General features: G+C 70.3%; 13 protein-coding genes and 1 tRNA gene. 12 read left to right on the forward strand and 2 right to left on the reverse strand.

All coding sequences use genetic code 11. The features are described 5' to 3' along the window. The 5 genes from JWQ92_RS00080 to JWQ92_RS00100 form a co-directional block, all read left to right on the forward strand. On the forward strand, positions 1–2102 hold a 2102-nt coding region (locus tag JWQ92_RS00080; protein ID WP_297342421.1), incomplete at its 5' end, for a glutamate synthase-related protein. A gap of 21 nt (positions 2103–2123) precedes the next feature. Then, on the forward strand, positions 2124–3581 hold the full coding sequence (locus JWQ92_RS00085) for a glutamate synthase subunit beta (RefSeq protein ID WP_297342422.1): 1458 nt from the start codon (positions 2124–2126) through the stop codon (positions 3579–3581). Positions 3582–3696: 115 nt separating this feature from the next. Beyond that, positions 3697–5148 carry a pyruvate kinase gene (gene pyk / locus JWQ92_RS00090; RefSeq protein ID WP_297342423.1) on the forward strand — a complete coding sequence of 484 codons (1452 nt, stop codon included), beginning with the start codon at positions 3697–3699 and terminating at the stop codon, positions 5146–5148. A gap of 105 nt (positions 5149–5253) precedes the next feature. Then, positions 5254–5577, forward strand: coding sequence for a DUF2510 domain-containing protein (locus JWQ92_RS00095; RefSeq protein WP_297342424.1), 324 nt, complete (start codon positions 5254–5256; stop codon positions 5575–5577). 820 nt (positions 5578–6397) lie between these two features. Continuing rightward, positions 6398–6538, forward strand: a complete 141-nt coding sequence (locus JWQ92_RS00100) for a hypothetical protein (protein WP_297342425.1) — start codon at positions 6398–6400, stop codon at positions 6536–6538. 377 nt (positions 6539–6915) lie between these two features. Here the strand turns inward: JWQ92_RS00100 and JWQ92_RS00105 are convergent. Then, positions 6916–6998 (reverse strand) — tRNA-Leu (locus JWQ92_RS00105). 51 nt (positions 6999–7049) lie between these two features. Between JWQ92_RS00105 and JWQ92_RS00110 the strand changes: the two genes are divergently transcribed. After that, on the forward strand, positions 7050–7652 hold the full coding sequence (locus tag JWQ92_RS00110; protein ID WP_297342426.1) for a response regulator: 603 nt from the start codon (positions 7050–7052) through the stop codon (positions 7650–7652). Between the two features lie 138 nt (positions 7653–7790). On the opposite strand, the gene JWQ92_RS00115 is transcribed toward JWQ92_RS00110, so the two are convergent. Beyond that, positions 7791–8213, reverse strand: coding sequence for a PaaI family thioesterase (locus JWQ92_RS00115; protein WP_297342427.1), 423 nt, complete (start codon positions 8211–8213; stop codon positions 7791–7793). A 58-nt stretch (positions 8214–8271) separates the two neighbouring features. Between JWQ92_RS00115 and polA the strand changes: the two genes are divergently transcribed. The 6 genes from polA to rpsA all read left to right on the forward strand — a co-directional run. After that, positions 8272–10947: a DNA polymerase I gene (gene polA, locus JWQ92_RS00120; protein WP_297342428.1), complete on the forward strand. Its 2676-nt coding sequence runs from the start codon at positions 8272–8274 to the stop codon at positions 10945–10947. Positions 10948–11147: 200 nt separating this feature from the next. Continuing rightward, positions 11148–12377 (forward strand): PTS mannitol transporter subunit IICB, encoded by a 1230-nt coding sequence (locus JWQ92_RS00125; protein ID WP_297342429.1) that lies wholly within the window; start codon positions 11148–11150, stop codon positions 12375–12377. Positions 12378–12477: 100 nt separating this feature from the next. Next, positions 12478–12786, forward strand: coding sequence for a PTS lactose transporter subunit IIB (locus JWQ92_RS00130; RefSeq protein ID WP_297342430.1), 309 nt, complete (start codon positions 12478–12480; stop codon positions 12784–12786). A gap of 2 nt (positions 12787–12788) precedes the next feature. Then, complete coding sequence (locus tag JWQ92_RS00135; RefSeq protein WP_297342431.1) at positions 12789–13238, forward strand: PTS sugar transporter subunit IIA; 450 nt, start codon at positions 12789–12791, stop codon at positions 13236–13238. 23 nt (positions 13239–13261) lie between these two features. Further along, positions 13262–13531 carry an HPr family phosphocarrier protein gene (locus JWQ92_RS00140; RefSeq protein ID WP_297342432.1) on the forward strand — a complete coding sequence of 90 codons (270 nt, stop codon included), beginning with the start codon at positions 13262–13264 and terminating at the stop codon, positions 13529–13531. A 286-nt stretch (positions 13532–13817) separates the two neighbouring features. Next, a partial coding sequence (gene rpsA, locus JWQ92_RS00145) for a 30S ribosomal protein S1 (RefSeq protein WP_297342433.1) occupies positions 13818–14951 on the forward strand: 1134 nt, incomplete at its 3' end.

A 14951-nucleotide genomic window follows, 5' to 3' on the forward strand; every position in this document is an offset into this window, starting at 1 on the left:
TGCAGCACGCGACGCGGGCGCGGCGGTACGACGTGTTCAAGGAGTACACGACGCTCGTCGACGACCAGTCGGGGTCGCTGATGACGCTCCGCGGCCTGTTCCGCTTCGCGCCGAGCCACCGGCATCCAGTGCCCCTCGACGAGGTCGAGCCGATCGAGTCGATCGTGCAGCGCTTCAACACCGGCGCGATGTCGTACGGCTCCATCTCGAAGGAGGCGCACGAGACCCTCGCCATCGCGATGAACCGTCTCGGCGGCCGGTCCAACACCGGTGAGGGCGGCGAGGACGTCGACCGACTGCTCGACCCGGAGCGGCGCAGCCGGATCAAGCAGGTGGCGTCAGGCCGCTTCGGCGTGACGAGCATGTACCTGAGCCATGCGGACGACATCCAGATCAAGATGGCGCAGGGCGCGAAGCCGGGGGAGGGCGGCCAGCTGCCGCCCGCGAAGATGTACCCCTGGATCGCGCGAACCCGCCATTCGACCGCGGGCGTCGGGCTCATCTCGCCGCCGCCGCACCACGACATCTACTCGATCGAGGACCTGAAGCAGCTGATCTTCGACCTCAAGCGGGCGAACCCGGCGGCGCGGATCCACGTCAAGCTCGTGAGCCAGTCCGGGATCGGCGCGGTCGCGGCGGGCGTCACGAAGGCGAAGGCCGACGTGGTGCTCGTCTCCGGGCATGACGGCGGCACGGGCGCCAGCCCGCTCAACTCCCTCAAGCACGCGGGCACCCCGTGGGAGCTCGGGCTCGCCGAGACACAGCAGACCCTCATGCTGAACGGTCTGCGCGACCGCGTGACGGTGCAGGTCGACGGGCAGATGAAGTCCGGCCGCGACGTCCTCGTGGCCGCGCTGCTCGGTGCCGAGGAGTTCGGCTTCGCCACGGCGCCGCTCGTCGTCTCCGGCTGCGTCATGATGCGCGTCTGCCACCTCGACACCTGCCCGGTCGGGGTCGCGACCCAGAACCCCGAGCTCCGGGCACGGTTCTCCGGCAAGCCGGAGTTCGTCGTGAACTTCTTCGAGTTCATCGCCCAGGAGGTGCGGGAGCTGCTCGCCTCGCTCGGCTACCGGACCCTCGACGAGGTCATCGGCCGCCGCGAGCTGCTCGATGTGAACGCGGCGATCGACCACTGGAAGGCCGACGGCCTCGACCTCGCCCCGATCCTCGTCGGCCCGACCTTCGCGGACGACGAGCCGCGCACCCGTCGCGTCGGCCAGGACCACGAGCTCGAGCAGCACTTCGACAACCGGCTGCTGCACGCGGCGGCCGACGTGCTCGAGCACGGCGGCCGCATCGAGCTCGACCTGCCCGTGCGCAACACCGAGCGCGCCGTCGGCACGATGCTCGGGCACGCCCTCACGATGCGGCACGGCGAGAACGGGTTGCCGTCCGGGTCGATCGACGTGACGCTGCGCGGATCCGCGGGGCAGTCGTTCGGCGCCTTCCTGCCGCCGGGGATCACCCTCCGGCTGATCGGCGACAGCAACGACTACGTCGGCAAGGGGCTCTCCGGCGGCGAGATCGTGCTGCGGCCCGATCCGAGGGCGCGGTTCGCGGCGGAGGAGAACGTCATCGCCGGCAACGTGATCGGCTACGGCGCGACGCAGGGCACCATGTTCCTGTCCGGCATCGTCGGCGAGCGGTTCCTGGTGCGGAACTCGGGCGCCACTGCGGTGGTGGAGGGCGTGGGCGACCACGCGCTCGAGTACATGACCGGTGGCCTCGCGGTGATCCTCGGACCCACCGGCCGAAACCTGGGCGCGGGCATGTCCGGCGGTACGGCGTACGTGCACCGGCTGTCGGACGCGCGCGTGAACCGCGACGCGCTCGCCTCCGGCGAGCTCGGCCTGCTGCCGATGGACAGCGCCGATGCCGCGATGCTGAAGGACCTGCTCGAGCGGCACGTCACGCTCACCGACTCGGCGCTCGCGGCGCGGATGCTCGGCGACTTCGGGACCGTCGTCGGCGAGTTCGTGAAGGTGCTGCCCCGCAACTACGCCGCTGTGCTCGAGACGCGCGCGAAGGCCGCCGACGAGGGCCTCGACCTCGACGGCGACACGGTGTGGCGGCGGATCCTCGAGGTGACGACCGGTGCTTGACGGGATGGATGGAGGCGAAGCATGGCTGACCACAAGGGGTTCCTGAAGACGCGGGAGCGCGAGCTCCCGAAGCGGCGCCCGGTCGCGCTCCGGCTCATGGATTGGCACGAGGTCTACGAGCAGCAGGATCGCGGCGAGCTGCGTCGCCAGGCGGGCCGCTGCATGGACTGCGGCATCCCGTTCTGCCACCACGGCTGCCCGCTCGGGAACCTCATCCCCGAGTGGAACGACCTCCTGTACCGCGGCGACGGGCGGCAGGCGATCGAGCGGCTCCACGCGACGAACAACTTCCCGGAGTTCACCGGCACGCTCTGCCCGGCTCCGTGCGAGGCGTCGTGCGTCCTCGGCATCAACCAGCCCGCCGTCACGATCAAGCAGGTCGAGGTCTCGATCATCGACCAGGCCTGGGCGAACGGCTGGGTCGAGCCGCACCCGCCGCAGCGGCTCACCGGCAAGACCGTCGCCGTCGTCGGCTCCGGTCCTGCCGGCCTCGCGGCGGCTCAGCAGCTCACCCGCGCCGGTCACACGGTCGCCGTCTTCGAGCGCGACGACCGGATCGGCGGCCTGCTGCGGTACGGCATCCCCGAGTTCAAGATGGAGAAGCAGCGGCTCGACCAGCGGCTGAACCAGATGATCGTCGAGGGCACGCGCTTCCGGGCGGGCGTCGAGATCGGCGTCGACATCCCCTGGGACGAGCTGCGCCGCCGCTACGACGCGGTCGTGGTCGCCACCGGGGCGCCTGTTCCCCGCGACCTCCCGGTCCCCGGCCGGGATCTCGACGGCGTGCACTTCGCCATGGACTTCCTGGTGCAGGCCAACAAGGCGGTCGCGGGAGACCAGGTGCCGGGCCAGATCACCGCCGAGGACCGCGACGTCGTCGTGATCGGCGGCGGTGACACCGGCGCGGACTGCATCGGCACCGCCCACCGGCAGGGCGCGCGCAGCGTCACGAACCTCGCGATCGGCAAGCAGCCCCCGCTCACCCGCAGCGAGGCCCAGCCGTGGCCGATGGTGCCGACCGTGTTCGAGGTCGCGAGCGCTCACGAGGAGGGCGGTCGCCGCGAGTTCCTCTCGTCGACCGTCGAGTTCCTCGCCGACGACACCGGCCGCGTCACGGCGCTCCGGGTCGCGGAGACCGAGTACATCGACGGCAGGCGCATCCCGAAGGCGGGGACGGAGCGGGTCCTCCCCGCCGACCTCGTGCTGCTCGCGATGGGCTTCTCGGGCCCCGAGCGGGACCTGCTCGCCGACCAGCTCGACGTGCCGTTCGACGACCGCGGGAACGTGGCGCGCGACGCCGACTTCCAGACCGACCAGCCGGGCGTCTTCGTGGCCGGCGACGCCGGTCGCGGCCAGTCCCTCATCGTGTGGGCGATCGCGGAGGGCCGCTCGGTCGCGGCCGCCGTCGACGCCTACCTCGAGGGCGAGACCGACCTGCCCGCACCGGTGCGCCCGACCGACCGTGCGCTCAGCCTGTGATCGCCGCGACCGCGCCGCGGCCCGCCCGGCCGGCGCGCGGTCGGCTCCTGCCCTGCACTCGCACTAGCCTCGACCACGGTCCATTTCCGAACGACGACAGGCGGACACACCACCGATGAGACGAGCGAAGATCGTCGCCACCCTGGGGCCGGCGACCTCGAGCTACGAGAACATCCGCGCGATCATCGAGGCCGGCGTCGACGTCGCCCGGATGAACCTCAGCCACGGCAGCTACGAGGTGCACGAGGCCGTCTACCGCGAGGTGCGCCGCGCCTCCGACGACACGGGCCGCGCCGTCGCCGTGCTGATCGACCTCCAGGGTCCGAAGATCCGCCTCGGCCGTTTCGCCGACGGGCCCCACGAGCTCGCCGAGGGCGACATCTTCACGATCACCACCGAGGACGTGCTCGGCACGAAGGAGCTCGTCGGCACGACCTTCAAGGGCCTGCCGCAGGACGTGAAGGCCGGGGACTTCCTGCTGATCGACGACGGCAAGGTACGCGTGCAGGTGCTCGAGACCGACGGCGTGCGGGTGCGCACCGAGGTCCTCGTCCCGGGCACCGTCTCCAACAACAAGGGCATCAACCTGCCCGGCGTCGCCGTGAACGTGCCCGCCCTGTCCGAGAAGGACGAGGCGGACCTCCGATGGGGCCTGCGCCTCGGCGCCGACCTCGTCGCGCTGTCGTTCGTCCGCAGCCCCGACGACGTCGTGCGCGTGCGGGAGATCATGGACGAGGTCGGCCGGCGGGTGCCGGTCATCGCCAAGGTCGAGAAGCCGCAGGCGGTCGACAACCTCGAGGCCATCATCGACACCTTCGACGGGACGATGGTCGCCAGAGGCGACCTCGGCGTCGAGCTGCCGCTCGAGGCCGTGCCGATCGTGCAGAAGCAGGCGTGCGAGATCTCCCGCCGCCTGGCGAAGCCCGTCATCGTCGCGACGCAGATGCTCGAGTCGATGATCTCCTCGCCGGTGCCGACCCGCGCCGAGACGTCGGACGTGGCGAACGCGGTGCTCGACGGCGCCGACGCGGTGATGCTCTCCGGCGAGACGAGCGTGGGGGAGTACCCCGTCACGACCGTGAAGACCATGGCGCGCATCGTCCGTTCCACGGAGGAGCACGGTCTCGAGCGCATCCTCCCGCTCGGCACCAAGCCGCGCACCCAGGGCGGCGCGATCACCCTCGCGGCGGCCGAGGTCGCCGACTTCGTCGGTGCGAAGTTCCTCTGCGTCTTCACCGAGTCGGGTGACTCGGTGCGTCGCATGGTTCGGCTCCGCTCGCAGATCCCGGTGCTCGCGTTCACGCCCGAGCCGGGCATCCGGTCGCGCCTCGCGCTCAGCTGGGGCGTCGAGACGTTCCTGGTGCCGCGGGTCACGAACACCGACCAGCTGATGCACCAGGTCGATGACGTGCTGCTCAGCATCGGTCGCGTGGAGCGCGGCGAGAAGGTCGTCGTGATCTCCGGGTCCCCTCCCGGCATCACGGGCTCCACGAACGACATGCGCGTCCACGTCATGGGCGACGCGATCGGCGGGGCCGCGCCCGCCTACCAGCAGTTCCGGGGCTGACCGGAGCGATCGTTACCGATTCGCCGCCGGCCGGGGAGGTTCCCGGCCGGTTGCGGGACATAGCGTGCGGGCGTCGGCCCGGGGGGCCGGGAGCGGGGATGCCCGATGACGACGCATGCGGTGCTGCCGGGCTGGTACGGGGACGGGTCCGGCACGCCACGCTGGTGGAACGGCCGCGGCTGGACCGAGTTCCTCGACGACGACCCGCCCCTGCCGCTCACGGCGAGGGCGTCGCTCACGGCCGCGGACGAGGACGTCGAGGTGCTGCCGCGCCACGGGGTCGTCGCGCCGGCCGTCAGCCTCGAGCACGGCCCGCTCCGCCGCGGCCGCTCCACCGGAGCGCGGCATCCGTTCCCGACCTTCGCCGTCGTCTCGATCGCCTGCACAGGGCTCGTCACGGGCCTCGGCTTCTGGCTGCTCGGACGGTGACGCGCCGGGCGGCGCAGGATTCGGAGCCCGGATTCAGGGAAGCGGGATCACCCTGACGGCATGGTCGAGGTGGAACCGCGAGAGCGGAGCCCGGACTAAGAGGCGGGCCCCGGCAACGACAGAAGCGGACCCCCGGTGCCGAGAGGCTCCGGGGGTCCGTTGCGTCGAGTCGGTGTGGCTCGGTCGGCCTCGCGTGGGTGGCGCCGGCGACGCCGTGCTCTCGCGGATCGTGCATCGCGCCCCGGTACCGGTGGTGGGACTCGCGTCGAGTCCCGCAGAGTTCGTCGTCGTCACCGGTCCGAACGGCTGCGCCCGCGGCCAGCTGCTCGCCTGCTGGCGCTGGGTCATGCACCGGGCCGAGTGCGAGTGGCGCTGCAGCCGCTGCGGCCTTGCTCGGCCGACCGTGCGATCCCGTGGGCCCGGTCGCCACCGGCCCAGGCCGCCCGTCACCGGGAAGATCGGAAGCGCCGGGCCTGCTGATCCGGCTCCGCGCTTCCTAGGGCTCCGTGCGGCTGCCGAGTACCTGGGCGTAGCAGAAGCCACGTTGCGCGACTGCGCACGGACCGAAAGGGGGCGCCGGCGTAGAAGGTGGGCAGCCTCGTGAAGTACACGCAGGCGGACCTCGATGCGTGGCTCGAGCAGCAGAGGAGCGGTAGAACGCGGTGGTGCCCGGGGAAGCGCGGGCTGTCCGGGGTGCCGGCGACACAGGCGCTCGGCACAGACAGGTAGACGCCTCGCCGTTGGCGAACTGCCGCCGATCCACTCGACCCGGTCAGCTCGTTTTGATAACGGAAGGGTAACGGGGCTAGGGTCGGGGCCCGTGCTCGCCGCAGAGTTGCTGCTCACCGTCGTCGGATGGTTCGCCGTCTCGATCGCTCTCGCGTTCCTGATCGGCCGGGTCGTCCGCCTCGCTGACGCCCGCCAGCCACGGATGCGCAGGCACCTCACCCGCGTCCTCTAGACGCGGATCCCGCAGCTTTCCGGGCTGGACGACCTCGACCCGTGGCTCGAGCAGTGGAGGGAACGGTGGGCGCCGCGCGCCTGTCCGGAGCTCCGGGTCTGTCGGCGTGCGCCGTTCAATCGCATGATCTTCTCGATGACGTCCATCTGCGGCACAGCCTCTCTCCACCTGCGGATCGCCCTCGGAATCTCCTCGATCAGAGGGAGTTCGGGCAGGTATTGACTCGAGCCGGTATGGAATGCGGTCCACACCCACGCCGAAATGAACGTGTCGCGCTTCCCTCGAGCGACCAGTTGGACGACGTTCAGCGCGGTATCACGGAGCCCGGTTCGCGACCATGCGCGGCGCTCTCGCATGTCACTCCGGCGGAGTAGTCGTACCGGTGGTGGGACTCGAACCCACAAGCCCTTTCGGACAGAGCATTTTGAGTGCCCCGCGTCTGCCATTCCGCCACACCGGCCCGCTGGACGCCCCCGCAGGGAGCGACCTCCCCACACACTAGGCTTCAGGGGTGGCTGAGAACGCACCCGCTGCACCCCGCCGCGTCGTCGTCGCGGAGGACGAGTCCCTGATCCGGCTCGACATCGTGGAGATCCTGCGCGACAACGGATTCGACGTCGTCGGTGAGGCCGGTGACGGTGAGACGGCCGTCCAGCTCGCCACCGAGCTGCGTCCCGACCTCGTCGTCATGGACGTGCGCATGCCGCAGCTCGACGGCATCAAAGCCGCCGAGCGGCTCACCCGCGACCACATCGCCCCCGTCGTGCTGCTCACGGCCTTCAGCCAGAAGGAGCTCGTCGAGCAGGCGAGCGAGGCCGGCGCACTCGCCTACGTGGTGAAGCCCTTCACCCCGAACGACCTCCTGCCCGCGATCGAGATCGCCCTCGCCCGCTACGCGCAGATCGTGGCGCTGGAGTCCGAGGTCGCCGACATGGTCGAGCGCTTCGAGACCCGCAAGCTCGTCGACCGTGCGAAGGGCCTCCTCAACGAGAAGATGGGCCTCTCCGAGCCCGAGGCGTTCCGCTGGATCCAGAAGGCGTCGATGGACCGCCGTCTGACCATGCACGACGTCGCCCAGGCGGTCATCGAGCAGCTGGCGGCGCCGAAGAAGTAGCCCTCGCCCGGCGGCGCAGCGCTGGGTCGACCCGCTGGGCACGCCGGCGCCGGATGCCTCGGCCCGAGACCGTGCGGCAGTCGATCCGGGACAGCAACCGCTCTCCACAGACCTCGTCCGGGTGCCGGAGCGGCGGCGTCAGGCGTCGCGGAGGAGGTTCGTCATCCGCACCGTCGACAGGAGCCGGCCGGATCCGTCCCGGATCGACGTCTGGTGCGTGCAGAGGGTGCGGCCGAGCGAGATCGCCTCGCACGTCGCCACCACGAAGCCCTCCGTCGCGGAGCGGCTGTGCGTCGCGTTGATCTCGATGCCGACGGCGTAGCGCCCGGGCCCGGCGTGGATCGCCGAGGAGACACTGCCGAGCGATTCGCCGAGCACGAGGTGCGCCCCGCCGTGCAGCAGGCCGACCACCTGACGGTTGCCCTCGACCGGCATCCTGGCCACCGAGCGCGCGGCGCCGAACTCGAGGAACTCGATCTCCATCCGCCTCGCGAGCTCACCACCGCCGCTGTCGACGAGACGGGCGACGAGCTCCGGATCGAGATCCTCGGGCAGCTGCATCGGGGGGCGTCCTTCCGGGCGCCGGGCGGGGTCGGAGCCGCTGGTTAGGCTACCCGGCGTGCCGGATGCGTCGAAGCCCACACTGCTCGTCGTGGACGGGCACTCGCTCGCGTTCCGCGCGTTCTACGCCCTCCCCGTCGACAGCTTCACCACGTCAGAGGGCCAGCACACGAACGCCATCCACGGCTTCCTGTCGATGCTGCTGCTGCTCCTCCAGAAGGAGCGGCCCACGCACCTCGCGGTCGCGTTCGACATCTCCCGATTCTCGTTCCGCAACCGTGAGTACCCGGAGTACAAGGGCACCCGCAACGAGACCCCGCCGGAGTTCCGCGGCCAGGTGCCGCTCCTGCAGGAGGCCCTCGCGGCGATGAACATCCCGACGGTCACGAAGGAGGACTTCGAGGCCGACGACATCCTCGCCACCCTCGCGACCCAGGGCCGGGAGCAGGGCTACAACGTCCTCGTCGTCTCGGGCGACCGCGACTCGATCCAGCTCGTGAACGACGACGTGACCCTCCTCTACCCGTCGGTCCGCGGCGTCAGCGAGCTGACCCGCTACGACTCCGACAAGGTCAGGGAGCGGTACGGGATCGAGCCGTACCAGTACCCCGAGATCGCGGCCCTGGTCGGCGAGACGAGCGACAACCTGCCCGGCATCGACAAGGTCGGGGAGAAGACCGCCGTCAAGTGGCTGAAGCAGTACGGCTCCCTCGAGGCGATCCTCGAGCACGCGGACGAGATCAAGGGCGTCGTCGGCACCAACCTGCGCGAGCAGCGCGGCAACGCGGAGCGCAACCGGCGCCTGAACCGCCTCCACACCGACGTCGAGCTGCCCGTCGCGCCGGGTGACCTCCTCCGCCGGCCGATCGACGAGGCCGCGGTGCGGGACGTCTTCGGCAAGCTCGAGTTCCGCACCCTGCTCGACCGCGTCCTGAAGCTGGAGGGCGGAGGCGTGTCCGGATCCGCGCCCGAAGCGGACGCCGACGCCGACGCCGCTCCGCCGGCCCCCGCCCCCCAGCAGCTGCTCGACGAGGAGCTCGCCGCCTGGTTCGAGCGCAACCGCGCGGCGCATCCGGAGGGCCTCGGCCTCGTCGTCGAGACCCAGGGCGGCCGCGTCGTCGGTGTCGGTGTCGCCTCACCGACCGAGACGGTCGACCTGCCGTGGCAGCCCGGTCGCGACGACTACGCACCGCTCGAGGCGTGGCTCGCCGATCCCGCCGCTCCGAAGCTGCTGCACGACGCGAAGACCCAGCTGAAGGCGCTGACCGGGAGCGGGCTGCGCCTCGAGGGCATCGCTTTCGACACGCTCCTCGCCGCCTGGCTGCTGCGCCCGAGCGGGCAGGAGAAGACCCTCGCCGACGTCGTCGACCGGTACCTGCAGGAGCGGCTGCCCGAGGCCGACCCGAACCAGCTCGTGCAGGACATCGGGGGAGCGGCTCCCGCCGCCGTGCACGCCTGGTACGTGCTCCGCTCCGCGCACGTGCTGAGGGAGGGGCTCGACGAGAAGACCGTGAAGGTGCTCACCGACATCGAGCTGCCCACGCTCCGGGTCCTCGCCGGGATGGAGACGGCCGGAGTCGCCGTCGACGCACTCGCGCTAGACGCGCTGAACACCGAGCTGTCGACGCGCATCCACGACCTCGCCGACGAGGCCTACGCGATCGTCGGCCACGAGCTCAACCTCGGCTCCCCGAAGCAGCTCCAGGAGGTGCTCTTCGTCGAGCTCGGCATGCCGGGCACCAGGAAGAACAAGACCGGCTACTCCACCGACGCCGACTCCCTCGCCGACCTGCAGGCCAAGGCGCCGCATCCGTTCCTCGACGTGCTGCTGCAGCACCGCGACGCCTCGAAGCTGCGGCAGATCATCGAGACCCTGCAGCGGGGGATCGGCTCCGACGGCCGCATCCACACGACGTACGTGCAGACCGGCACCACCACCGGCCGCATCTCCTCGAACGATCCGAACCTGCAGAACATCCCCATCCGGGCCGAGGAGGGCAGACGGATCCGCGGGGCGTTCATCGCCGGCGAGCACCACCCCGTGCTCCTCACCGCCGACTACTCGCAGATCGAGATGCGGATCATGGCCCACCTCTCCGAGGACGACGGGCTCATCGAGGCGTTCGTCTCCGGCGAGGACCTGCACCGCTTCGTCGGCTCCCGCGTCTTCGGCGTGACGCCCGGCGAGGTGACCCCGTTCATGCGCACCAAGGTGAAGGCCATGTCGTACGGCCTCGCGTACGGGCTCTCCGCCTTCGGGCTCTCGAAGCAGCTGCGGATCGACACCGCCGAGGCCCGCGAGCTCATGGCCGGCTACTTCGAGCGCTTCGGCGGCGTGCGGGACTACCTCCGCGACGTCGTCGAGCAGGCCCGCGTCGACGGGTACACCGAGACGATCTTCGGCCGGCGCCGGCCGTTCCCCGACCTGAACAGCCCCAACCGCGTCCTCCGCGACAACGCCGAGCGCGCCGCCCTCAACGCACCCATCCAGGGCAGCGCGGCGGACATCATGAAGCTCGCAATGATCGGCGTCGCCCGCGACATCCAGCAGCAGGACCTCCGCTCCCGGATGCTCCTCCAGGTGCACGACGAGCTCGTCTTCGAGGTCGCGGACGGCGAGCAGGACGCCCTGGCCGACCTCGTCCGTGCCCGGATGGGCGGAGCCGCCGAGCTCCGCGTCCCCCTCGACGTGCAGGTCGGCGTCGGCCACGACTGGGACGCGGCCGCGCACTGAATCAGACCCGCAGCGGCCCGCGACCACGCCGTTCCCGGCACCCCCAATGAGCGGGGCACGGGCGGCGCGGCGGGCGGCACCGATCCGAGGTTGACGCCGTCAACGTTTGAGACTTGGATACAGACGGCTGCCGCACCTCCAGCGGGGCAGAACGTCGCAGTATCCGAACTCGGACTCGCTACAAAGGGGTAACAAGGACAATGTCCGCATACTCGCCGGTAGTCACCGGCACCGGCCCCCGGGCCGCCGTCCAGCGCTTCGGCGCCTTCCTCGCCGGCATGATCATGCCCAACCTGGGCGCGTTCATCGCCTGGGGCCTGATCACCGCCCTCACCATCCAGAACGGCTGGGTGAACCTGATCGCCCGGGCGTGGTTCGGTCTCGGCAAGGACGCCTCGACCGCCTTCTCCTCGACGGTGAGCACCGTCGTCGGCCCGATCATCGTGTTCCTGCTGCCGATCCTCATCGGCTACACGGGCGGCCGTCTCGTGCACGGCCAGCGCGGCGCGGTCGTCGGTGCCATCGCCACGATGGGCGCCGTGGTCGCGCCGGTCGCCCTGCACATCGCCCCTCCGGGCCTCGCCATCCCGAAGGACATCACCGGCCTCGGCCCGAACTTCCTCGCCGGCTTCATCATGGGGCCGCTCACGGCCCTGATCCTGAAGTACTGGGACAAGCTCGTCGACGGCCGACTCAAGGCCGGCTTCGAGATGCTGGTCGACAACTTCTCCGCCGGCATCATCGGCGGCCTGATGGCCATCGTCGGCATCTACGTGCTCGGCCCGATCATCATCGCGGTCAACACCGGCCTCGGGAACATCGTGGACTTCCTCGTGAAATCGAGCCTCCTTCCGGTGGCGTCGATCATCGTCGAGCCCGCGAAGGTGCTGTTCCTGAACAACGCGATCGGCAACGGCGTGCTCGTGCCGCTCGGCCTCCAGCAGTCGGCCCACTCCGGCAGCTCGATCCTCTTCATGATCGAGTCGAACCCCGGACCCGGCCTCGGCATCCTCACCGCGATGCTGCTGTTCGGCCCGCGTGCCGTCCGTCCGACCGTGCCGTCCGCGATGGTCGTGCACTTCCTCGGCGGCATCCACGAGATCTACTTCCCGTACGTGCTCATGAAGCCGATCCTGATCATCGCCGCGATCGTCGGTGGTGCCTCGGGCGTCCTCACGTTCGTCCTGCTCAACGGCGGTCTGATCGCGGCGGCCTCGCCGGGCTCGATCATCGCCTACCTGCTGGTCTCGCCCCCGGACAAGATCGTCGTCAACCTGATCGGCATCATCATCGCCGCCGCGGTGACCTTCGTGGTCGGCTCGCTCCTCCTCGGCTTCGGCCGCAGCGAGAAGACGGCCATGGACCTCGACGAGGCGAACGCCCGGAACGCGGAGAACAAGGGCCGGAAGACCGCCGTCGCCGGCGCCTGACCGACCCGTACGGCGAGCGGGCGGGGGATCGGATGATCTCCCGCCCGCTTCCCGTGACCCGCGGGCGTACGCTCGCACCAATCCACTGAAGGAGCACGAATTGACCACCATCGACGGGTCGAGCATCAAGAAGCTGATCGTCGCCTGCGACGCGGGCATGGGCAGCAGCGTGATGCTCGCCGGGCAGCTGAAGAAGCAGCTGAAGAAGAGCGGCGTGACGGTCGAGCACTCGCCCGTTGCGCACATCCCGCAGGACGCCGACCTCGTCGTGACGCAGGCCGGCCTCGCCGACCGCGCCAGGCAGATGGCGCCGGACGTGCCGGTGGTGCCGTTCCAGCTGTTCCTCGGCGACCCCCAGGTCGCGAAGATCGTGAAGGCGATCCAAGACGGCACGAGCGTCGAGATCTGACGATGGCCGACGCCGCGCTCTCGTCCCTCCTCGCAGAGTCCTCCATCCGGCTCGACTCGCACGCGGCCGATCGCCTCGACGCCGTCCGCCAGTGCGGGCAGGCGCTGCTCGAGGCCGGAGCGGTCGACGAGTCGTACATCGACGCGATGCTCCAGCGTGAGCAGAGCGTGTCCACCTTCGTGGGAGAGGGCGTCGCGATCCCGCACGGCACCCTCGCGGGCAAGGAGGCGGTGAAGCAGGACGCGCTCGTGGTCCTGCGCTTCCCCGGCGGCGTCGACTGGGACGGCAACGACGTCCGGGTCTGCGTCGGCATCGCCGCGGCCGGCGGCGGCCACATCGCGCTGCTGTCCCAGCTGGCCGAGATCCTCCTCGATCCGGCGAAGGCCGAGCAGCTACGCTCGGCGACGCAGGTCCAGCAGGTGTACGACCTGCTCACCCCCGAGGACGACTAGGCCTCGGCCGTCGAAGGAGACCCATGCCGGAACGCACCGTCACCATCGCGTCGAGCGTCGGGCTTCACGCCCGGCCCGCGTCGCTGTTCAGCCAGGCCGCCGCGAAGGCCGGCGTGCCCGTCACGCTCACCACGAAGGCCGGCAAGAGCGTCAACGCGGCGAGCATCCTCGGGATCCTGTCCCTCGGCATCGGCCACGGCGAGGAGGTCACGCTGTCCGCGGACGGCGACGGCGCCGACGCGGCCCTCGACTCCCTGGTCGCCCTGCTCAGCACGGACCTCGACAAGGAGTAGTGACCACGAGCACCGCTCGACAGGAGCGCCCCGCCATCCGACGGGGCGCTCCTGTCGTTCCGGGAAGATCCGGGCCGCGATGGAGGTTCTCCCAAGCGGTTCTGACAGGGCGCGTCCGACTCGGTAGACTCGGACTCCGTCCGCCTCCGGTCATCGGAAGGGGATCGCCGTCCGGTGTCCGCTCGACGCCCGGCAGCAGGGCCGTACCGGCCCGCACAACTCCATCAATCCGCCGTGGCGGCGCCCTGTCGCTGCGGCCCGACACGAAACCGACGCAATCAACTCCATGACACTCACACCGACCGCATCGGCCCCCAAGCAGGTCGCGATCAACGACATCGGATCCGCAGAGGAATTCCTGGCCGCGGTCGAGAAGACCCTCAAGTTCTTCAACGACGGTGACCTCATCGAGGGCACCGTGGTGAAGATCGACCGCGACGAGGTCCTCCTCGACGTGGGCTACAAGACCGAGGGCGTCATCCCCTCGCGCGAGCTCTCCATCAAGCACGACGTCGACCCCAACGAGGTCGTCGCCGTCGGCGACACCGTCGAAGCCCTCGTCCTCCAGAAGGAGGACAAGGAGGGTCGGCTGATCCTCTCCAAGAAGCGTGCCCAGTACGAGCGCGCCTGGGGCGACGTGGAGCGCATCAAGGAGGAGGACGGCGTCGTCACCGGCACCGTCATCGAGGTCGTCAAGGGCGGCCTCATCGTCGACATCGGCCTGCGCGGCTTCCTGCCCGCGTCGCTCATCGAGCTGCGCCGCGTCCGCGACCTCACGCCGTACCTCGGTCAGAGCATCGAGGCGAAGATCCTCGAGCTCGACAAGAACCGCAACAACGTCGTCCTCTCCAGGCGCGCGCTGCTCGAGCAGACGCAGTCCGAGAGCCGCACCACGTTCCTCAACAACCTGCACAAGGGCCAGGTCCGCAAGGGCGTCGTCTCCTCGATCGTCAACTTCGGTGCGTTCGTGGACCTCGGCGGCGTCGACGGGCTCGTCCACGTCTCCGAGCTCAGCTGGAAGCACATCGAGCACGCCAGCGAGGTCGTCGAGGTGGGCCAGGAGGTCACCGTCGAGGTGCTCGAGGTCGACCTCGACCGCGAGCGGGTCTCCCTGTCGCTGAAGGCGACGCAGGAGGACCCGTGGCAGGTCTTCGCCCGCACCCACGCGATCGGGCAGGTCGCGCCGGGCAAGGTCACGAAGCTCGTCCCGTTCGGCGCGTTCGTCCGCGTCGCGGACGGCATCGAGGGTCTCGTGCACATCTCCGAGCTGTCCAGCCGTCACGTCGAGCTCGCCGAGCAGGTCGTGTCGGTCGGCGAGGAGGTCTTCGTCAAGATCATCGACATCGACCTCGAGCGTCGCCGCATCTCCCTCTCGCTCAAGCAGGCGAACGAGGGCGTCGACCCCGAGAGCACCGAGTTC

The sequence above is a fragment of the Amnibacterium sp. genome (genome assembly GCF_025463795.1).
Classification (GTDB): Bacteria; Actinomycetota; Actinomycetes; order Actinomycetales; family Microbacteriaceae; genus Amnibacterium.

Bases quoted from the DNA above. Each gene is read 5' to 3' on its own strand.
- JWQ92_RS00085 (WP_297342422.1), top strand. From the start codon at position 2,124: ATGGCTGACCACAAGGGGTTCCTGAAGACGCGGGAGCGCGAGCTCCCG.
- pyk (WP_297342423.1), top strand. From the start codon at position 3,697: ATGAGACGAGCGAAGATCGTCGCCACCCTGGGGCCGGCGACCTCGAGC.
- JWQ92_RS00095 (WP_297342424.1), top strand. From the start codon at position 5,254: ATGACGACGCATGCGGTGCTGCCGGGCTGGTACGGGGACGGGTCCGGC.
- JWQ92_RS00115 (WP_297342427.1), bottom strand. From the start codon at position 8,213: ATGCAGCTGCCCGAGGATCTCGATCCGGAGCTCGTCGCCCGTCTCGTC.
- JWQ92_RS00125 (WP_297342429.1), top strand. From the start codon at position 11,148: ATGTCCGCATACTCGCCGGTAGTCACCGGCACCGGCCCCCGGGCCGCC.
- JWQ92_RS00135 (WP_297342431.1), top strand. From the start codon at position 12,789: ATGGCCGACGCCGCGCTCTCGTCCCTCCTCGCAGAGTCCTCCATCCGG.
- JWQ92_RS00140 (WP_297342432.1), top strand. From the start codon at position 13,262: ATGCCGGAACGCACCGTCACCATCGCGTCGAGCGTCGGGCTTCACGCC.